Here is an 18,960-nt window from a genome sequence, read left to right as displayed (position 1 = left end):
CTCCTGTGAAATGAAGTGGCCATGGTATTGAGTGTTCGATCAGAGATAATCAGCGGTTTCGTGGATACATATTCAACCCAGGAGAAACAATATGGACGTGCTGATGGCCATGCGTACCTTTCGCCGGGTGGCGGAGCGTTCCAGCTTCAGCCAGGCCGCCGCCGACCTCGGGCAGTCCACGGCGGCGGTGAGCAAACAGGTGCGCCAGTTGGAAGAACGCCTGGGCAGCCTGTTGATCCTGCGCACCACCCGGCGCATGAGCCTGTCGGAGGCCGGGCAGCGCTACTTCAGCGAATGCTGCCACCTGCTGGACGAGCTGGACGCCCTGGAGCGGGCCACCCAGGCCGGCCTGCACGAACCGGGCGGGCGCCTGCGGGTCAATGCGCCGCTGTCCTTCGGGCTCAAGGTGCTGTCGCCGATCCTGGTGGCCTTCATGCAGCGCTACCCGCAGTTGCAGGTGGACCTGACCCTCAACGACCAAGTGCTGGACATGGTGGGCGAAGGCTTCGACGTCTCGTTGCGGATTCGCCGGCAACTGGAGGATTCGTCACTGATCGCCCGCCACCTGGGGCAAGTGGAACAGCTCATCTGCGCCGCGCCAGGCTATCTGCAAAAAGCCGGCACGCCGACGAGCATTGCCGACCTGCATCAGCATCGCTGCCTGGCCTACCGGCTGGCGGAACACCCCGGGCGCTGGCAACTGCAAGGCCCCGAAGGCCAGACCCGGCTGGAGCTGCCGGTGCATTTTTCTGCGGACAACAGCCTGTTGTTGGCCGACATGCTGGTGGCCGGCCTGGGCATCGGCGCGCTGCCCGGGTTTGTCGCCCAACCGTTGCTGGACAGCGGCCAGCTGCTGCGGGTGCTGCCGGACCAGCACCTGCCCGAGCGCCATATCTATGCGCTGTACCCCAGCCAGCGCCACCTGTCGCAGAAGGTCCGGGTGTTCGTGGATTTTCTCGTGCAAGCGCTGCAGGCACCCTGAACCTCAGCCGGTCGTGGGTACATCCAGCCCGACCTTGACCCGGTTCATCGCCACCAGGGTCTTGAAGCGCTTGACGTTGTCATTGCCAAAGAACAGTTCATGGCTCAGTTGGGTGTACTGGGCCATGTTGCGCACACAGAAAATCAGCACGAAATCGCACTCGCCGGCCACGTAGTAGCACTGCTGGACCTGAGGGCAGGCCTGGAAGCTGTGCTTAAGGGCATCGAGCTGATCGACCCGTTCACTTTCCACCTCCACCTCGACGATGATGCTCAGCTCATGACCCAGGGCGTCCGGGGCGACCTGCGCGGTGTAGCGCTCGATCACCCCCTCGTCCGTCAGGCGTTTGAGCCGCCGGTTGACCGCCGCCGTGGACAGGTTGACCCGCAGTCCCAATTCGCTCTGCGCGGTACGCGCATCACGTTGCAGCTCGGCGAGCAGCTTCAGGTCGTAGGCATCGAGACTGATGTTCATGAACGGCGCAACTCCGAAAAGCGAGGGTGCAACGGGAAGAGTGTTGGGCAAAAGCTGGCGATTATGCGCAATAGCCAGCGCCGCTGCGCACTCTTATTTGCCCCCGGGGCGCGTGGCCGAACAACGCCTGCGAGGATCGCCGGCACGGCAATGGCCAGCCTGGGGGGCTTTTTTCTGCAACCTTGGGTCGATAGTTTTGTCACAATCGCCGCCCCGGCCCTCGTCGCACACTGAAGGCGCCACCGAGACCTGGCTGCCAGAGCCATGATCGGTGCGACAGCACAACCGGTCAGTCCACGTCTGTCCCTCGCTGACGCCCGACCGCCAAGGATTTTTATGACCGCCAGCAACCCGCATGTCCAGGCCGCCCCCGGCCGCCTCGAACAGATGTCCACCCGCATCGCCTTCTTCATCGCCGGTTTCGGCATCGCGGCCTGGGCGCCGCTGGTGCCCTACGCCAAGGCCCGCGCCGGGCTCGATGACGGCACCCTGGGCCTGCTGCTGTTGTGCCTGGGCGTGGGCTCGATCCTGGCAATGCCCCTGGCCGGGGCCCTGGCCGGACGCTTCGGCTGTCGCCGGGTCATGGCCGGCGGCACCTTATTGATCTGCCTGGCGTTGCCGCTGCTGGCGACCGTCACCTCGATCCCGCTGCTGATGAGCGCGCTGTTCATGTTTGGCGCCGGGCTTGGCGGCGTGGATTCTACGGTCAACCTGCAAGCAGTGATCGTCGAACGGGCCAGCGGCAAGACCATGATGTCGGGCTTCCACGGTTTGTTCAGTCTCGGCGGAATTGTCGGCGCGGCGGGCGTCAGCGCCCTTCTGGCGCTGGGCTTGTCGCCACTGGGCGCGACCCTGGTGGTGATCGCCCTGATGCTGCTGGCGCTGTTCAAGGCCGCCCCGCACATGCTGCCCTACGGCAGCCAGAGTTCCGGACCGGCGTTTGCCATGCCTCACGGCGTGGTGCTGTTCATTGGCTGCCTGTGCTTTGTGGTATTCCTCGCCGAAGGCGCGGTGCTGGACTGGAGCGCGGTGTTCCTCACCGCCGAGCGCAGCCTGGATGCGGCCTACGCCGGCCTGGGGTACGCCGCCTTTGCCCTGACCATGACCCTGGGCCGGCTGACCGGGGATGCCATCGTCCATCGCCTGGGTGCACGCCGGGTGATCATCATCGGTGGCAGCACCGCCGCGGCCGGTATGCTGCTGGCCACCCTGGCCCCGGCCTGGGAAGCGGCGCTGCTGGGGTATGCCCTGGTGGGCGCGGGTTGCTCGAACATCGTGCCGGTGCTCTACACCGCCGTGGGCAAGCAGAAGGTCATGCCCGAAAGCATCGCCGTCCCGGCCATCACCACCCTGGGTTATGCCGGCATCCTGGCCGGCCCGGCGGTGATCGGCTTCATCGCCCATGGCAGCAGCCTGAGCGCGGCCTTCGGCCTCATCGCCGTGCTGCTCTTGGCAGTGGCCGCCAGCGGCAAGGTGCTCAAGGTGTAAAGCCTGCCCTGGCGATCGCCGACCAAGCTAACGCGAATACCAGCGCGGTGACTCGACAGACAGATGGGTCTGCCCCGCCACCAGCCAGTCCCCCAGGCACGGTTTTAAGTGGGCCAGGCAATGCAGGACGAGGACGCATTCGTGGTAAGGAAAAACCATAAGACGCAGGCTCAGCCCCATGCAGGTCATCTCCGGCCAGTGATCGGTAGGGTCCAGGCGCAGGTCATTCCAGCGGCCGCCAGCAAGATGGCGACGGCGCCCAGTAACTGCAGCAGACTCAACGGATGATCGAACGCGACCCAGTCCACGAGAATCGCCACCACTGGGTAAATGAACGATAACGCTCCCACCAGTGCTGTAGGAATCTCTTGAATCGCGCCATAGAGCAGCGTCGACATCAGCCCCGTATGAATCACCCCAATGGCGATCAGGTACACCCAGGCATCCTGAATCTGCCCCACCTCGGCCAGGCGAGCGAAAGGCCCCATCACCACCACACCGACCAGCATCTGAATCAGCACGATCAAATGCGCCGGTACCTCCTTCAAACGCTTGGTAATCGCTGCGGCGATGGCGTAGAAGAAGGCTGAACCCAACGCCAACAGCACCCCGTAGAGGTAGGCGGCACCGCTGGCCCCGGTAGAGGACTTGGCGCTCACAATGCACGCCATACCAGCGAAGGCGATCAACAGCCAACCCGCCTTGCTCCATGAAAAGCGCTCGTTGAAAAACAGCACACCCAGGCCCACCAGCATGAATGGCTGGGTGTGATAGACCACCGTGGCCACCGCGATCGACGCATGCTGGTAAGCGCTGAATAACAACAGCCAATTGAGCACCAGGGCAAGCCCCCCCAGGCTGATCAACAGGGCCTGCCAGCAGGACAGTCGATGGTCCCGCAACACGCCCAAGCCCGCGCAGACCAGCAGCAGAGCCAGAGCACCGAACAAGCAACGCCAGAACACCACCACCAGAGGCGGCTGCCCCGAAGCCAGGACGAACCAACCGACCGTGCCAGAGATCACCATGGCGCAGGTCATCTGCAGACTGGCTCGGGACTTCACCTTCATCTATTCACCGTCCTCGTGGCTCGCACTCACCCATGCCCGAGCCAATGACCCAGCCCAATTGCACAAACAATAATCTTTTATAACGAACATTTGATCGACATAATGATCAAGGCAAACGGCGCTCGTCAAGCACCAAAAGGATGATTTAAAAAACATATGATCAACAAAACGAACACCTCGGACACCCCATCACTATCGCCCATTGGCTTGCTGGCCACGGCCATCAAACGCGAACGCCTCAACGCCGGACTGTCGGTGACGGAACTGGCCAAACGCGCCGGGGTGGCCAAATCCACGCTGTCCCAATTGGAGGCCGGTGTCGGCAACCCCAGCATTGAGACCCTGTGGTCGCTGGCTATGGCCATGGGCCTGCAAGTCACCCGGTTCTTTGAACAACCGGCGCATGACCTGAAAATTATCCGCGCCAACGAAGGAGCGACGGCGCTTGCCGAGGATGCCCACTACGCCGCGACCCTGCTCGACGATTGCCCAGTGGGCGCGTTACGCGACCTGTACCGCTTGACCGTGCAACCCGGCCAACCCAGACAATCCAAAGCGCACCTGCCCGGTACCGTGGAGCATGTGTTTCTCTGCAGCGGGCGGGCATTGGTCGGTCCGGCCAGCAACCCGACGAGCCTCAATCCAGGTGACTACATCCGCTACAGCGCCAGCGTCCCGCACCTGTTTGAAGCACTGGAAGCGGACACCATGGCCGTGATGTTGATCGAACACCGCTGACCCAGCTGCTTTCACCCTATCCAGCCCCGGGCGCGCAACACGCATTTATCTGAGCCGCCAAGTCTGGAATCATGTCCACCACCTCAGCCGCAGGATCAACCACCGATGCCGCCTTTACCCCGCGTGGCCAGCACCCTCCTCGGCCTGCTGCTCGGCAGCCTCGCCGCTCACGCCGCCCAAGCCCCGGAGCCGCACTTCTATTACGCCATGGTGCCCGGCCACTACCTGTTTATCGGCAAGGACCCGGATGGCGGCGCGACCTATTCTGGCACCGCGCAGATCCGCTTCGAGAACCAAGTCCTGACCCTGGTCAAGACCCTTGAAGGCAAGACCAGTACCGCCATCGGCAAGGTGGAACGGGCAATCATTGCCGAGACCAATGTGCTGCGCTTTCGTTGGCCGGGGCACAGCTCCACCTGCCTGGTCGGCAGCGATCTGGACAACTACGCACGACTCACCTGCTACTGGGTCAGGGACGGCGTCGAACACCAGGAACCCGGCCTGGAAGCCTATTTCCCCAGCGCAAACTGGCCGGGGCAGCGCGACTGAGCACCGCCTCCGTTCAGCCTGGGCCCTGACAGGCGAGGTTTCCCCATCAAGCCCTCCATGCACCGAACCACCGCCGACACGCCAGCCAGCGGGGGGATACTTGGGGCGCTGGCGTTATTGAGCCGCCACCCGCTCCTGCAACCAGCCCTTGAACGTGCTCATGGCCGCTGTCTCGGCCCTGGACTGCAAACGGGTCAGCCAATAGCTGCCGGTGACGATACCGATCTGGAATGGCTGCACCACCGCGCCGCTGGCCAGTTGCCGCTCGAACATCAGCGGCGGCGCCAGGGCCACGCCCCCTCCCTGCAAAGCCGCTTCGAGCATGCCCAGGGACGAGTCGAAAACAATGCTCTGGGGCAATTGGCTATTGGCGCTCAAACCGGCCGCCTGGAACCATTGCGGCCACTCATCGTTGCGATAGGAGCGCAACAGCGTCTGGCCCAACAGGTCCGCCGGACTGTCCAACTGACAGGCGATCTGCGGCGTGCACAGTACCGACAGCGGCGCCTGCATCAGCTCCAGGGCCTCGATGCCGTGCCAGGCTCCCGTGCCAAAGCGGATGGCGTAGTCCAGGCCTTCGGCGGCCACGTCGACACGGTTGTTGTGGGTACTCAGGCGCAGGTCGACAAAAGGATAGCGCGCCCGGAAATCCCCCAGGCGCGGCAACAGCCAGCCCAAGGCAAAGGTGCCCACGGCCCCCACCGTCAACACCTCACGGTAGTGCCCGCCCTCGAAACGCCCCAGGGTCTGGGCGATACGGTCGAAGCAGTCCCGCAGCACCGGCAGCAGCGTCTCGCCTTCGCTGGTCAGCATCAGCCCTCGGGGCAGGCGCTTGAACAGGGTGACGTTGAGCTGGGCCTCCAGGCTCTTGACCTGATGGCTGACCGCCGCCTGGGTCACGCAGAGTTCGATGGCGGCGCGGGTGAAACTCAAATGACGGGCCGAGGCTTCGAAAGCCCGCAGCGCGTTCAAGGGCAGGTGTGGACGGAGCATGGGCATTCCCTAGTTTTTCTAATGGCTCCTGCGAAATATCGTCGTTTGCCGATCCTGCGCAGACTGCCTACATTGGCCTCGCTCGCGCAGCGCTGACCACGCTCTCCCTTGTCGGGAAGACTTCGCGAGCACTGCGCCCCGGGGTTCCCGCAAAGCACCCCGAAGCCGCAAAGCCGCTGGGAATAGGCGGCAAAAAAATCAGAACCCATGGAAAACAGCCCATCATGCGCCATAAAACCTCAACCGGATTAGGCATCATCAGCGCCTGCGTACTGCTCCTCGGCAGCGTCGACGCCCTGGCCGAGAGCCCCCAGGACAGCCGTCTGAAAACCACCGTGGACGCCACCATCCGCCCACTGATGCACCAGCAGGGCATTCCCGGCATGGCAGTGGCGATCATCGCCAACGGCAAGCGACATTACTTTAACTACGGCCTTGCCTCCAAGGACAATCAACAGCCGGTGGACAACCACACCCTGTTCGAAGTGGGTTCGGTGAGCAAGACCTTCAACGCGACCCTGGCCGGCTACGCCCAGGCCAGCGGCAAGCTGGCCCTCGAGGACCACACCAGCCAGTACTGGCCGGCCCTGCGCGGCAGCGCCTTCGACGGCATCAGCCTGTTGCAGTTGGGCACCTACAGTGCCGGTGGACTGCCGCTGCAGTTCCCCGATGAGGTCCAGGGCGAAGACAAGATCCTGGATTACTACAACACCTGGAAGCCCACCTTCAGCCCGGGCACCCAGCGCCTGTACTCCAACCCCAGCATCGGCCTGCTCGGCTACCTCGCCGCCCGCAGCCTGGGCCAGCCCTACGAACAACTGCTGGAAAAGCGCCTGTTCCCCAAACTGGGGCTCAAGCACAGCTACATCAAGGTGCCCCAGGACCAGCAGGCTCACTACGCCCAGGGCTATGACAAGCAGAACAAGCCGATCCGGGTCAGCCCCGGCCCCCTGGACGCTGAGGCCTACGGGGTCAAGACCAGTGCCCCGGACCTGCTGCAGTTCATTGCCGACAACCTGCAACCGCAGTCGTTGGACGACACCCTGCAAAAAGCCATCGCCAGCACTCAGGGCGGTTACTACCAAGTCGGCGACATGACCCAGGGCCTGGGCTGGGAGCGCTATGACTACCCGGTGCCGCTGGCGCGGCTGATGGCCGGCAACTCGACGCCAATGGCCCTCGAACCGCACCCGGTAGAGTGGCTGACCCCGCCCCAGCCGCCCAAGGCAGACGCCCTGTACAACAAGACCGGTTCCACCAGCGGCTTCGGCGCCTACGTGCTGTTTGTCCCGAGCGAACAAATCGGCATCGTCCTGCTGGCCAACAAGAACTACCCCAACCAGGAGCGGATCAAGGCGGCTCATCAGATCCTCAGCGTCCTGGAGGCGTCGAAGTAACCGAGCAGCACAGCACCGCGCCGCCCTGGGGCAGCCGATAGAGAACGCCACCGGTCTTCAGCGCCAGGTGGCGTTTTTCTTGTTGCTTCGGCGATGGCGCCTAGACTCAGGCGATCCCTGTCGACCATTCACCTCGGCCAGTTGTGCAACGCACGATTCCCCGGAGCGCGGCAACGACCGCAAGGCCCGCAGCGAGCCTGATTCAGGGGTAGGGCTGAACCTTCTGCCAGGCTTCCCGGTCGATAACTGCAACCTGGACCAGCGCCGCCGCTTGCACACCGCGGTGTTGTCCGGGAACCACAGCCGCCGGAGAAACGCCCCGTGATATCGACCTTGCAAATTGCCAGAATCAAAGCCTGGGGCGCCCATGGCTTTACCGCCACCGGCGTGGTCAGCGCCCTGCTCGCCACCCTGGCGCTGTTCGACAACCGGCCCAAGGCCTGCCTGTTGTGGCTGGGGGTGGCACTGCTGGTGGATGGCGTCGACGGCTCGTTGGCGCGCAAGGTCAAGACTCACTCGGTGCTGCCGAATATCGACGGCTCGGTGCTTGACCTGGTGATCGACTACCTGACCTATGTATTCATCCCGGCGCTGTTTATCTATCGCTACATTCCCCTGCCGGAGTACAGCGCGCTGCTGGCCACTTCGCTGATTCTGCTGTCGTCGCTGCTGTGCTTTTGCAATGTCAACATGAAGAGCCACGACAACTACTTCCAAGGCTTTCCCGCCGCCTGGAACGTGGTCGCCTTGTGCTTCTACCTGATCGAACCCGGCCCCTGGCCGAGCTTGCTGAGCATCCTCGTCCTGGCCCTGTTGACTGCGACGCGGGTGCAGTTCCTGCATCCGTTCCGGGTGCGCAAATGGATGGGGCTGAACATCGTCGTGACCTTCGTCTGGCTGCTCAGCGGCGCCCTGCTGATCCTCAGCCACCCTTTACTCAGCCCGCCAATCATGGGCCTGTGGCTGGCGGCCTCGGCCTACTTTCTCGGCGTGTGCCTGTGGCGTTCGGCGCAGGAATGGGTCAGGGGCAGCCCCAAGCCATAAGCGGTCAGCGACAAGCCCCCGGCGCATCCCTTTAAACCTGCACCGAGCGGGTGCATGCTGTGTCGACTTCGCCACCCGCCCGACGAGAACACTGCGATGAACACCACCACCCTGCTGCTCTACACCTCAAGCTGCTTTATCGGCGCACTGATCCCCGGCCCGACCTCGCTGCTGGCCATGGCCAACGGCACCTCGCGCAATCGCCAGCTGGTGGCGGTGGGCATGGCCGGCGCGGCGCTCTCGGATGTGCTGATCATCGCCGCCGTGGGTCTCGGCCTGGGGGCGATGCTGATGGCGTCGCAGCAGCTGTTCATGGTCTTGAAATGGGTCGGGGTGTGCTACCTGGCCTGGCTCGGCATCCAGCTCTGGCGCAGCGCGCCCCAGGCCCTCGGCGCCCAGCAGGTGCGCGCCGGTTCGCGGCGGCGCGAAGTATTCCGGCGCAGTTTCTCGGTGGCCATGACCAACCCCAAGGTGCTGCTGTTTTTCACCGCCTTCCTGCCGCAGTTCATCGACCCCGGCCAACCGGTCTTCATCCAGTACGCCACCCTGGCGCTGGTGACGGCGCTGGTCGAGGTGCTGGTGATGGGCCTGTATGCCGCGGGCGGGGTGCAGGCGGCGAAACTCCTGAGCGCCAGCGGCATGCGCCGGCTCAATCAATGCTGCGGCGCGACGATGCTGTCGCTGGCGGGGTTTCTCGCGGTGTATCGCCGCAGCTGAAGCGCCGCGGCCAATTTCAGAAGGCCAGCTTGTAGCCGATGGAGAACAGCATGACCGCCAGGCACGGCCGGAGGATTTCATCGGACACCCGCCCGGTCATGTGGCTGCCGATCCAGATTCCCGGCAGCGACCCCATCAACAGGAAACCCAGCAGGTGCCAGTCCATGTTGCCCATGCTGGCGTGGCCCAGGCCGGCCACCAGGGTCAGGGGCACGGCATGGGCAATCTCGGTCCCGACCAGACGCTTGGTGGCCAGAAACGGATAGAGAATAAACAGCGCCACGGTGCCCAGGGCGCCAGCGCCGATGGACGTCAGGGCAACCATGGTGCCCAGAATGACCCCGGTGACCACGGTCAGACCGTTGAGGCCCGTGGGACTCAATTGGTAATCACCGCCATGCCGCTGGGCAAAGGCCATGAGCTTCTTCTTGAAGACAATGGCCAGCGCCGTGAGCAGCAGAACGAAGCCCAGGGCCTGCTTGATCACAGTGTTCAGGGCCTGGGAATCGGTGTCGAGGTTGCTCAGAAACCACAGGGCCACCGCCACGGCCGGTACGCTGCCCAGGGTCAGCCAGCCGGTGATGCGCCAATCGATGTTGCGGTTCTTCTGATGCACCAGCACCCCGCCGGACTTGGTAATGGCGGCGTACAACAGATCAGTGCCCACGGCGGTGGCCGGATTGATCCCGAACCAGAGCAGGATCGGGGTCATCAGCGAACCGCCACCCACGCCGGTCATGCCGACGATAAATCCGACCACCAAGCCTGCGATTACAAAACCGAAGTTACCCACATCCATCAATAAAGCCCTACACATCACACGGCCAGGTGAAAAACTGGCGGCAGCATAGCGGCTAAAGCTTATGACCATTTATATGAATAAAATCTAACGTTATAACCAGGGTCGTATTGTTCAGGCGCCAGACCTATCCAGCGCACCCATTGCCTGCCCGCACCGCACGCCGACAAAGGCATTCCCGCGCCGAGGCTCGCAACACCGGCAATCAAGCCGCGAGCCGGCCCACTGCACACCAGAGCCACGGCATCCGGTATTCTGCTGAGCGCTGGTCGGGGCGCCCTGGCCCTGCCCCGCCCTCGATTCCAAGGAAGGCCCATGACAACCGACTCGACCCCGTACTCGATCGAGCAACAACGCATCCGCTTCAGACGCCTGAGCCTGCACCAGGAAGCCCCCGGCCACCCCCTTCTCAACCGAGCCAACTGGGGGTTGGCACTTTCTGGCGGCGGCATCCGCAGCGCGACCTTCTGCCTCGGCGTTTTACAGGCCATGGCCCGGGCACCGGCGCCGACATTGCCGGACGAGCCAGCGCAACCCGCTGCGGCTGCGGCTGCGGCTGCGGCTGCGGCTGCGGCTGCGGCTGCGGCTGCGGAAAACAGCCTGCTGTCGCGCGTCGACTACCTGTCCACTGTCAGTGGCGGCGGCTACATCGGCAGCTTCTTCTCCAGCCTGTTCCTCCCCGGGCGCCTGCGGGACCAAGCCCCTCATGACACGGTGGCGCAGGCCGCCCGTGAGGCCTACCAAACGTTGCGCTTCGAACCTCCGGGACGTATCAGCACCGGCGTCGACTACCGTGAGCAGCCCGTGGGCCAGGGCCCCACTGCCTGGCTGCGGGAAAACGGCCGCTATCTGACCCCCACCGGCTCCGGTGACATGCTGTACGCCCTGGCCATGACCTGGCGTAACTGGCTGTCGCTGCACGCCATGATCGGTCTGCCAATTCTTCTGCTGCTGAGCCTGCTGACCCTGTTCCAGGTGCTGAGCGATGCCAGCTTACTGATCTGGCCATTGATGGCCGCCCTGTTGTTCGCCCTGCCCTGCGCCGTGGCGTACTGGCTGGTGATCCCCCAGGGCGATCTGGATCAGCCGCCGACCCTCAGCAATGCTGCGTTCCGCAGCCTGCTGGCGATTGTCGGCGGCTTGTGGATTGGCGGAGCCTTTGCATACCGCATGGCCCAATGGCAAGCAGTGGGCACCCTGACCCTGGCTGCCGCCCTGGTCGGCAGCAGCGCCTTGCTGATCAGCTGGCAACTGGTGCGCAAGCTGGCCCGCCAGCGCGACCCGAGCAAAGACCCCCGCTGCAACAACTGCGTGCGCAACTACCGGGTGCAGATCACCCGCGCTCTGGGTCACGCCATAGTGGCCGTGATAACCCTGGGTTTCCTCGCCCTGCTGGTGACCGGCGCCGAAGCGCTATATGACTACCTGCTCAGTTACCAGGCCCTGTGCACCCCGCTACTACTGGGACTGTTGGTGTGGCTGATCCGCCGCCTGGTGCTGCTCAAGGATGAAAAAAACCTGCCCGGCTGGATGCGCACACTGCCCCTGGATGTGCTGGCGCTGATCGCCGGAAGCCTGCTGCTGACCCTGTTATGTCTGTGCTGGGCGCTGCTGGTGCAATGGATCGCCCATGATGGCGGCCCCCTGCCGAACGACACCACGACCGCCTGGCGCCTGCTCGCCTTGAGCTTGCTGGCCGCTGTGCTGGTCTGCGTCAGCGGACGCTTCATCGGCTTCCTCAACACCTCGTCGCTGCAGACCTTCTACAGCGCACGGCTGATCCGCGCCTACCTTGGCGCCTCCAACGGCCGACGCTTCAATGGCCCACCGCAACAGCGCCGTACCTACCTCAGCGTGGCCGAACCGATGCCCAGTGACGACCTGTCGCTGCAGCAGTACTACGCCGTTCCTAGCGCAGGGCCGGTGCACCTGATCAACGTCACCATGAACCTGACCGTGGACCCCGCCGAGCAACTGGTGCAGCGCGACCGCAAAGGCCAGCCGCTGTGCATCGCACCGAACTGGGCCCCAACCCTGGGCGGCGAGCCCGTCGGCCATGACAACCCGGCCGAGCGCTACACCCTGGATGGCAAGCCTTATTGCCGCGACCTGAGCCAGGCCCTGGCCTCGGAGATCATGCAGCCACTGAGCCTGGGCCAGTGGATCGGCGTGTCCGGCGCCGCCTTCAGCACCGGTCTGGGCCGGGCCACCAGCCTGGGCATGTCATTGATCCTGGGGTTGGCCAATGTGCGGCTGGGCATCTGGTGGCCCAGCCGCTTCCTCGACCCGGGTCAATCACAGTGGCGGCCACGAGACCTGAAGCCCTGGACCTACTTCAGCAACCAGGCCTACCTGTTCTACGAGTTCACCGCACGCTTTCATGGCTACCGACGCGACTACCAGTACCTGTCCGATGGCGGGCACTTTGACAACACCGCGACCTACGAACTGCTGCGCACCGGGCGCCATGTGGAACTGATCGTCACCTGCGACTGTGGCTGCGATCCGGATTATCAGTTCGGCGACCTGGCCAACCTGATCCGCCTGGCGCGTATCGACCAAGCCCTGGAAATCCGCGAAGATCCGGGAGTATTGGCGCACCCGCAACTCAAGGCGGTGTTCGCCAGCCTTGAGGAGTTCCGGCAGCCCGTGAGCACCGACAGCCACAAGTGCGCCCTGCTGCTCAACGTCTACGCCCACACCAGTGGTGCCCAGACAGATCTTGCGGCCAAGCCCCATTGCCGGATCCTGGTGCTCAAACCGCGGCTGATTGCCGGGCTGACGCCCGACGTAGTCAACTACGCCCAGACCCATCCGGACTTTCCCAACCAGAGCACGGTGGACCAGTTCTTCGACGAAGCGCAGTTTGAAAGCTACCGGCAACTGGGGCTGAACATCGGCCAGAAGCTGTTTGGCCAGCCAGGACACGCCAGCGAAATAGCCGATGCCTTGTGGCGCTACCTTGAGCAAACCGGCGCGCCGAAGCACCGCAGGCCGGATCAGCCGCTAGACCTCAGCGAGGCTGATAGGCCTTGACCGCCTCCAGCCACTGCGCCTCCAGACGCTCCTGCTGCGGATCGATGCCCTGCTCGGCCAGCAGCGCCAGATGCCGCTCCACCTCACCGAGCATCTGCCCGTGGGCGCTGGAGTTGGCGTCCAACTGATGCATCTGGATCAACCCCAGATGATAGAAACGCAGCAGCTTGAGCGCCGCCGGATCGCCCGCCGCGACCCCGGCAGTGACCTGATGCATGACATTGGTCACCCGCATCAGGCTGCGCTTGAGACGCCAGCCATACACCGCCGCGGCCATCCACGGCTGGCTCCAGAACACACTGCGCAGCAGCGCCGCGCTGATCAGCAAGCCGGTGAACACTCCCGCCGCGTTCCACACCAGGTTGTCGCCACCGGGCTGACCGAACAGCGCCACCGCGGCGCTGGAAAACAGCATGGCCAGGGCGATGAACACCAGCGCGATGATCAAGGTGCTGCGACGGGTTTGCCGCCGGTAACTCTCAGGGTCCTGCGGGGTGATGACGAACATGGGCGCGACGGGCTCCGTTGGCTGAAGAGAATGGGCTGGCGCGCATTATCACCGCTGGGGGCGGTGCCGGTGGGTAAAATTGCCCTTGGAGAAGCAAAAGCATGATCCGGGTCATGGCTCAGGGTGGCCCCAGAGCCCTGGAGCGAGAGCACCTGGAGCCAGGATCCAGCCCCTTACACCTACCCCCTGCCCTGCTTCAACGAACGCCCCAGGCGCCGCCAGCCCAGCACCACGCCGCTGACACTGATCAGCAAACCACCGACGCTGAACAGGATCATCCATGCATCCCACAACGGCCGGTTGGCCAGCAGCGGCAGCCAGTCCCAGCTGTGCAACAGGGCGAACAGCCAGCGCGAGGCGCGACGCGGCTGGTCCAATTGGCTGACCACCGCGCCGGTGTGCAGGTCCAGGTGCAGCCAGGTGCGGGCCGGGTCGTCGAAGCGCACCCGCAGCACCGGCAGGCGCTGCTGCAGATGCCCCATCATGCTGTGGGGCTCGCGGGCGTAGTAATAAAAATCGTAGGCCGCCAGTTGCTGGACGATCATCGGCCGCTCGGGGCGGATGGCCCAGGCCGCCTGCTGCAACGTCCCCGGGCTGAACTGGCGCAGTACCTGCCCATCGGCCATGGACAGAATCCGTGTGCGCCCGGTGCCGTCGTAGCCGATGACGTACCCCTTGCCGCCGATCATCCGCCACTCCAGTTCCCGGGCCTGCAGGCCATCATCGGCAAAGCGTTGCACGGCCTGCCCGGCACTCAGGGGAAAGGCCGCGGCCTGCAACGGACTGCCCTGATAAGCCGCCAGCGAGAGGGGCTGGGCGCTGCTGAAGACCTTCCACGGGTTCATCGACATCAGACCGCTGAAGATCCAGGTGATGAGCAGCACGCCAAACAGCATCCCGCCGACATGGTGCCAGCGGGCAAAACCCTGGTACGGCGAGCGCGAGCCATTGCGATAGGTGCGCGTGAAGCGCCAACGCAGCAGCCCCACGGCCAGACCGAGCATGGCCATCAAGGTCGCGGCCAGGGCCAGGTAGGTGACGATCGGCCCCCAGGCGCCATCGATGCCAATGCCCCGCAACGGGTACAGCCAGTGCAGCCAGGCGCCGATCCAGTTCCAGCCGCGCTCGGTGGCGGTGGCATCGCGCACCACCTCGCCGGTGGTGCCAGAGACATACAACAAGCGGCGCTCGGCATCGGCGGTAGCCACCCGATACAAAGGCCGGTCGGCGTCCAGGACCCGGGATTGGCTCCACATGTCGCCCTGCACCGCGCCGCGATCGCGCACCGCCGCCCCCGGCGCGAACTGACGGGCCGCGGCCAAGGCCTCGACCCGATCGGTGGGCAGCGCCGGCAGGCCACTATCGGCTTCGATCGCCACCTTGCGCGGCCCCGGGTATTCGAGGATGTAACGGGGCGCACCGGCCACCGTGGTCAAGCGGATGCTCAACGGCGCCTGCTCGGGATCGGCGGCGTGCAGCACCTGCTCCAACTCCACGCCCTCTCCCTCCAGGACCAGCATCGGCAAATGCCCTAGACGCTCGGCGGGGGTCAACTTGGGGTAGCCGACATACAGCATCACCACCCCAGAGATAAACCACAGGGCCATGAACAGGCAGGCGACAATGCCCAGCCAACGGTGCCAGAGGTACAAATAACGCTTCATCACAGCTCTCACAGAACAGCCATCTCACAGAGGCGCGGGGCGCTGCCAGGCGCCCCGCTGGCTCAGGTTAAAAACGCGTTTGCAGCGTTAGCTCGAAGGTCCGTGGCGCGCCCAGGTACAGCTGGGTTTGCCCCGTGGTGCGGGCGTAGACCTGATCGGTGAGGTTGCGCACCCGCCCGGTGATCCGCGTATCGGCATTCAACTGGTAACCGACAAAGGCGCCGAAGATCGTGTAGGCCGGCGCATAGCGGGTGTTGGCCGCGTTGGCGTATACCGACGACACGTAGCGCGCATCGGTGCCTACCTGCCAGGACGGGGCGATGTCGTAGGCCAGCCACAGGTTGGCCACTTTGTCCGGGGTGTTAGTGGGGCTGTTGCCCTTGCGCGACACCGGGCGCCCGCCGACGTTTTCATAGAACTCGTCGTACTGCGCATCGACATAGGCGAAGTTGCCTTCGGCCAACAGCTGGGGCGTGACCCGCAACGAACCGGCCAGCTCAACACCGCGGGACGATTGCTGGCCCACCGGCTGGCTGCTGCCGGGGTTGCTCGGGTCGGCGGTGGACAGGTTCTTGCGCTCGATGCGGTAGGCGGCCAGGGTCGCCGAACCACGGCCATCGAGGAAATCCAGCTTGCTGCCGATCTCCCACTGATTGCCGGTACTGAGGTCAAAGTCGCGCACCTGCCCATAGCTGGCGGTGGTCAGGATCCCTGCCGGCGGGTCGGCGGCGGTGCTGTATTGCACGTAGACGTTGGCCGCCGGGGTCAACTCGTACACCAGTCCCAGGCGCCCGGTGGTAGGCCGGTATTTACGCTGGAAGAACGCCGGGTTGGCCTCGGTGACGGCGCGGTAGTTGGTCACTTGCAGGTCGATCTGGTCGTGGCGCAGGCCACTGAGCAAAGACAGGCGATCGCTCAGTTGCAGGCGGTTTTCCACGAACAGGGCCCAGGTGTCCACCTGGTTGCGGCGGTTCTTCTCGAAGCCGCGCCGCATGCCCGGCAAGTCCCAGAAACTGCCCGGATCGAAGTCACCCGGATCAACGCCGGGCAGCGCACCCGGCACCGAACGCGGGTAGTTGCTCATCACGTTGTGGCTGTAGTCGAGTCCCGCCGACCACTGGCTGTCGAGGCCGAACAGCGTGTTGTGATGCAACAGCTCGAAGCGATTGCCGTTAAGCTCCTGGGCGTGGCGCTGGAGCAGGATGCCGGAGCGCACCACCTGGCTGTTGTCACTGTTGTAGGCGTAGTTTTCCAGGTTGCGGAATTCGCGGTCGGCGTTGTAGTGGTACAGGGTATTGCGCAGCGAAGTGCGCTCGTCGACCTGATAGTCGATGATCGAGCGCAGCCACTGCACCCGCTGTTCATAGCGACCGTCGCTGACGTTGTAGTTCTCGAAACGCCGGCGCTTGTCCACCTCCATCTTGCCCCCCAGCGGATTCAGCGCCGGCGTGCCCCAATAAGGGCTGTCGACGCTTTCGTTCTGGTACTCGTAGGCCAGGGTGTGGGACAACTGGTCGTTGAAATCCGTCAGCAGGGAAAACGCCGTGGTCCAGGCATCGCGCTGCTCGCGGTCGACATAACCGTTGCTGGTGGTGTGGCTGACATCGAAGCGCGCGTAGTGGCGCGGCCCGGCGCCGTCGTTCAGCGCATGGTTGAAACCAAAGGAGGTTTCGCGGCTGTCGAAGGAGCCATAGCTGACCCGCCCTTCATTGAACGACTCGATGCGCGACGGCAGTTTGCTGATGTAGTTGATCGAACCGCCCACCGCGCCGGCGCCATAGAGAAAGCTCGACGGCCCGCCCACCGCCTCGACCCGATCGTAGATCCAACTGTCCACCGGACGCGCGGCGATGGCGTCGTATTGCACGCTGATGCCGTTGAACAACTGGGTGATTTGCGCTCCGGAGAAACCGCGATAGGAGACAAAACCCGGCATCCCGGGCGATGCCGCGGCGTTCATCCCCGGCACGCTGGCCAGCATGTCCTGGGTGTTGGCGGCGCCACGCTGTTCGATCTGCTGGCGATTGACCACATTGACCGACGCCGGGGTTTCCCGCGGGGTCAGGCCCAGGCGCGAGCCGGTGGTGGTCTGGGTATCCAGTTGCAGACCGGGTTGAGGCAGCTCGTCGGCGCTGATGCGCATCTGCGGTAATTGCAGCGTGCCCTCGGCCAGGGCGTTGAACGACAGGGCGCAGCACAGCACCGCACAATGGGGAGAGCGATATAACAATTTCATGGACTCGGACTCGGAAAAAACCATCGAACACCGCCCGGCCGCCGTCGCCAACGCAACGCCAAGCTCACTGCCGGAAGATGAGGAAAACGCGACGGCCGGGGCAGTCGCTAAGCAACAAAATCAGCTCAGAGGAGGAGCCCGAGGATTGAGTGACGGCCAGGAATAACGCGGCGGCGCCTTGCTGCGCTGCTCAACCTTGACCCGCGCCAAATGGCGCCCCAGCAGCAGCCAGGCCAGGCAGAACAGCAGCCCCAGGCCCAGGCTCAGCGCCGAACACAGGGGACAGACAAAAGCCCCCAGGGTGCCGGGGCCGGTCTTGTCGCTGGCGCCCTCATCCAGGGTCGATACCGATTCGCCCAAGGCGTGACAGAACTGCCCAGCCACGCCGGTGAATTCCAGCGCCGCCATCTGTCCATGACCCAGGCCGCAGGCGAACACGTTGAACAGCACGCAGAAATACAGCGTCCAGGCAATGTGAGGGCGGTGGGTGATGGCACGGGTCATGGCAGCACGGTTAAACAGTGGAAAAAACACTGGAAAATCACCCAAGCATGGCGAGCAAAACTCAGGGCGCCGCCAGCGGTGAGGTTGTGGCGAGCTTTATAGCCGAGGCCCGAAGGGCGGAGGATCGGACCAGAACTAAAGTGCGGGCGGTTGGGCTTTTGCAGTGGGTTGGGGTGCGGGCAGATCAGCCCGCGCTCGATGCCGCTGCCCTGCTGGGTGATTGCATCGCAGACCTCCTCGGCGCATTTGAGCAACAACGCCGCATGCACCAGCGCCTCTTCGGCGCTGACGCCTTCGCCCACGCTGAACAGCGAGTCGGCGTAGTTCCAAGCATCTTTCAGCACTCTCTGAAACAGCCACGGCTCGGTGGCGAAGATGTTTGTTCCCGCAGGTTAGCGGGTTAGCCTGTCAGCGGCCCGCCCACTCACAGTCACGCCGCCCTGTTTTCGTATCAGCGCTGTACCTGATGCACCGAGCCGACTGGCCGGGCGATACTCGCCCGTTCGCAGCCTTCGGCAGCTACAGGGGCAGGCACACCCCACCCCCTCTTCAGGCCGGCCGCAAGGCCGCCGTCTGGCGATTGATTTTGATCTTGATCTGAATGCCCCGTTAACCACGATGGCCGAGTGGAGGGACAAAGCGTTTTGCTCACTTTTGCGCTGTTCAAAAGTGAGTCGCTGTAAAAGCGAAACCGTAAGTGACCGCACCCGCAGCAACGGATATGCCCACCAACAACACCGCACCCTCAGGTTTACGACCGC

Annotated in this window: 17 protein-coding genes; 8 read left to right on the top strand and 9 right to left on the bottom strand. The window is 64.2% G+C overall.

Annotated elements, in window-relative coordinates; genetic code table 11:
- Positions 1-91: 91 nt before the first annotated feature.
- Positions 92-982: a LysR family transcriptional regulator gene (locus tag PLD_RS10445; protein ID WP_159892342.1), complete on the top strand. Its 891-nt coding sequence runs from the start codon at positions 92-94 to the stop codon at positions 980-982.
- 3 nt (positions 983-985) lie between these two features.
- Here the strand turns inward: PLD_RS10445 and PLD_RS10440 are convergent, their stop codons facing one another.
- Positions 986-1,456: an Lrp/AsnC family transcriptional regulator gene (locus tag PLD_RS10440; RefSeq protein ID WP_159892340.1), complete on the bottom strand. Its 471-nt coding sequence runs from the start codon at positions 1,454-1,456 to the stop codon at positions 986-988.
- A gap of 336 nt (positions 1,457-1,792) precedes the next feature.
- On the opposite strand from PLD_RS10440, the gene PLD_RS10435 reads away from it, so the two are divergent.
- Positions 1,793-2,944: an MFS transporter gene (locus tag PLD_RS10435; protein ID WP_159892338.1), complete on the top strand. Its 1,152-nt coding sequence runs from the start codon at positions 1,793-1,795 to the stop codon at positions 2,942-2,944.
- Positions 2,945-3,129: 185 nt separating this feature from the next.
- Here the strand turns inward: PLD_RS10435 and PLD_RS10430 are convergent, their stop codons facing one another.
- Positions 3,130-4,014, bottom strand: coding sequence for a DMT family transporter (locus tag PLD_RS10430; protein ID WP_159892336.1), 885 nt, complete (start codon positions 4,012-4,014; stop codon positions 3,130-3,132).
- A 156-nt stretch (positions 4,015-4,170) separates the two neighbouring features.
- Between PLD_RS10430 and PLD_RS10425 the strand changes: the two genes are divergently transcribed.
- Positions 4,171-4,752: a helix-turn-helix domain-containing protein gene (locus PLD_RS10425; protein ID WP_159892334.1), complete on the top strand. Its 582-nt coding sequence runs from the start codon at positions 4,171-4,173 to the stop codon at positions 4,750-4,752.
- A 105-nt stretch (positions 4,753-4,857) separates the two neighbouring features.
- The gene (locus PLD_RS10420) at positions 4,858-5,301 is read left to right on the top strand and encodes a hypothetical protein (RefSeq protein ID WP_159892332.1); all 444 of its coding nucleotides are present in this window, start codon (positions 4,858-4,860) and stop codon (positions 5,299-5,301) included.
- A gap of 114 nt (positions 5,302-5,415) precedes the next feature.
- Here PLD_RS10420 and PLD_RS10415 read toward each other — a convergent pair whose 3' ends face one another.
- On the bottom strand, positions 5,416-6,294 hold the full coding sequence (locus PLD_RS10415) for a LysR family transcriptional regulator (RefSeq protein ID WP_159892330.1): 879 nt from the start codon (positions 6,292-6,294) through the stop codon (positions 5,416-5,418).
- Between the two features lie 224 nt (positions 6,295-6,518).
- Here PLD_RS10415 and ampC point away from each other — a divergent pair, with 224 nt between their 5' ends.
- From ampC to PLD_RS10400, 3 genes are all read left to right on the top strand, one after another.
- Positions 6,519-7,691, top strand: a complete 1,173-nt coding sequence (gene ampC / locus PLD_RS10410; protein ID WP_159892328.1) for a class C beta-lactamase — start codon at positions 6,519-6,521, stop codon at positions 7,689-7,691.
- 321 nt (positions 7,692-8,012) lie between these two features.
- On the top strand, positions 8,013-8,735 hold the full coding sequence (gene pcsA / locus PLD_RS10405) for a phosphatidylcholine synthase (RefSeq protein WP_159892326.1): 723 nt from the start codon (positions 8,013-8,015) through the stop codon (positions 8,733-8,735).
- Positions 8,736-8,831: 96 nt separating this feature from the next.
- Positions 8,832-9,452: a LysE family translocator gene (locus PLD_RS10400; RefSeq protein WP_159892324.1), complete on the top strand. Its 621-nt coding sequence runs from the start codon at positions 8,832-8,834 to the stop codon at positions 9,450-9,452.
- Positions 9,453-9,468: 16 nt separating this feature from the next.
- Here the strand turns inward: PLD_RS10400 and PLD_RS10395 are convergent, their stop codons facing one another.
- Positions 9,469-10,251, bottom strand: a complete 783-nt coding sequence (locus PLD_RS10395; protein ID WP_159892322.1) for a sulfite exporter TauE/SafE family protein — start codon at positions 10,249-10,251, stop codon at positions 9,469-9,471.
- 315 nt (positions 10,252-10,566) lie between these two features.
- Here PLD_RS10395 and PLD_RS10390 point away from each other — a divergent pair, with 315 nt between their 5' ends.
- A complete protein-coding gene (locus PLD_RS10390) occupies positions 10,567-13,287 on the top strand; it encodes a hypothetical protein (protein WP_256674587.1) in 2,721 nt (906 codons plus the stop codon).
- Here the strand turns inward: PLD_RS10390 and PLD_RS10385 are convergent.
- From PLD_RS10385 to PLD_RS10365, 5 genes are all read right to left on the bottom strand, one after another.
- Positions 13,265-13,795: a DUF3087 family protein gene (locus PLD_RS10385; RefSeq protein ID WP_159892320.1), complete on the bottom strand. Its 531-nt coding sequence runs from the start codon at positions 13,793-13,795 to the stop codon at positions 13,265-13,267. The genes PLD_RS10390 and PLD_RS10385 overlap by 23 nt on opposite strands.
- 179 nt (positions 13,796-13,974) lie before the next feature.
- Positions 13,975-15,459, bottom strand: coding sequence for a PepSY-associated TM helix domain-containing protein (locus PLD_RS10380; protein ID WP_159892318.1), 1,485 nt, complete (start codon positions 15,457-15,459; stop codon positions 13,975-13,977).
- Positions 15,460-15,526: 67 nt separating this feature from the next.
- The gene (locus tag PLD_RS10375) at positions 15,527-17,695 is read right to left on the bottom strand and encodes a TonB-dependent siderophore receptor (protein WP_159892316.1); all 2,169 of its coding nucleotides are present in this window, start codon (positions 17,693-17,695) and stop codon (positions 15,527-15,529) included.
- A gap of 120 nt (positions 17,696-17,815) precedes the next feature.
- Positions 17,816-18,199: a DUF2946 domain-containing protein gene (locus PLD_RS10370; protein WP_159892314.1), complete on the bottom strand. Its 384-nt coding sequence runs from the start codon at positions 18,197-18,199 to the stop codon at positions 17,816-17,818.
- A complete protein-coding gene (locus PLD_RS10365; RefSeq protein WP_159892312.1) occupies positions 18,196-18,543 on the bottom strand; it encodes a hypothetical protein in 348 nt (115 codons plus the stop codon). Before PLD_RS10365 ends, PLD_RS10370 begins: the two co-directional genes overlap by 4 nt.
- Between the last annotated feature and the right edge of the window lie 417 nt (positions 18,544-18,960).

The sequence above is a fragment of the Pseudomonas sp. LD120 genome (assembly GCF_009861525.1).
Lineage (GTDB): Bacteria > Pseudomonadota > Gammaproteobacteria > Pseudomonadales > Pseudomonadaceae > Aquipseudomonas.
Note: the sequence above shows the minus strand (reverse complement) of the source record. Positions and strands in the feature narration are given on the sequence as shown.

Coding starts and splice junctions, on each gene's coding strand:
- PLD_RS10425 (WP_159892334.1), top strand. CDS start 4,171: ATGATCAACAAAACGAACACCTCGGACACCCCATCACTATCGCCCATT.
- PLD_RS10380 (WP_159892318.1), bottom strand. CDS start 15,459: ATGAAGCGTTATTTGTACCTCTGGCACCGTTGGCTGGGCATTGTCGCC.
- PLD_RS10430 (WP_159892336.1), bottom strand. CDS start 4,014: ATGAAGGTGAAGTCCCGAGCCAGTCTGCAGATGACCTGCGCCATGGTG.
- PLD_RS10440 (WP_159892340.1), bottom strand. CDS start 1,456: ATGAACATCAGTCTCGATGCCTACGACCTGAAGCTGCTCGCCGAGCTG.
- PLD_RS10390 (WP_256674587.1), top strand. CDS start 10,567: ATGACAACCGACTCGACCCCGTACTCGATCGAGCAACAACGCATCCGC.
- PLD_RS10420 (WP_159892332.1), top strand. CDS start 4,858: ATGCCGCCTTTACCCCGCGTGGCCAGCACCCTCCTCGGCCTGCTGCTC.
- PLD_RS10375 (WP_159892316.1), bottom strand. CDS start 17,695: ATGAAATTGTTATATCGCTCTCCCCATTGTGCGGTGCTGTGCTGCGCC.
- PLD_RS10435 (WP_159892338.1), top strand. CDS start 1,793: ATGACCGCCAGCAACCCGCATGTCCAGGCCGCCCCCGGCCGCCTCGAA.
- PLD_RS10385 (WP_159892320.1), bottom strand. CDS start 13,795: ATGTTCGTCATCACCCCGCAGGACCCTGAGAGTTACCGGCGGCAAACC.
- PLD_RS10395 (WP_159892322.1), bottom strand. CDS start 10,251: ATGGATGTGGGTAACTTCGGTTTTGTAATCGCAGGCTTGGTGGTCGGA.
- PLD_RS10400 (WP_159892324.1), top strand. CDS start 8,832: ATGAACACCACCACCCTGCTGCTCTACACCTCAAGCTGCTTTATCGGC.
- PLD_RS10370 (WP_159892314.1), bottom strand. CDS start 18,199: ATGACCCGTGCCATCACCCACCGCCCTCACATTGCCTGGACGCTGTAT.
- ampC (WP_159892328.1), top strand. CDS start 6,519: ATGCGCCATAAAACCTCAACCGGATTAGGCATCATCAGCGCCTGCGTA.
- PLD_RS10415 (WP_159892330.1), bottom strand. CDS start 6,294: ATGCTCCGTCCACACCTGCCCTTGAACGCGCTGCGGGCTTTCGAAGCC.
- PLD_RS10445 (WP_159892342.1), top strand. CDS start 92: ATGGACGTGCTGATGGCCATGCGTACCTTTCGCCGGGTGGCGGAGCGT.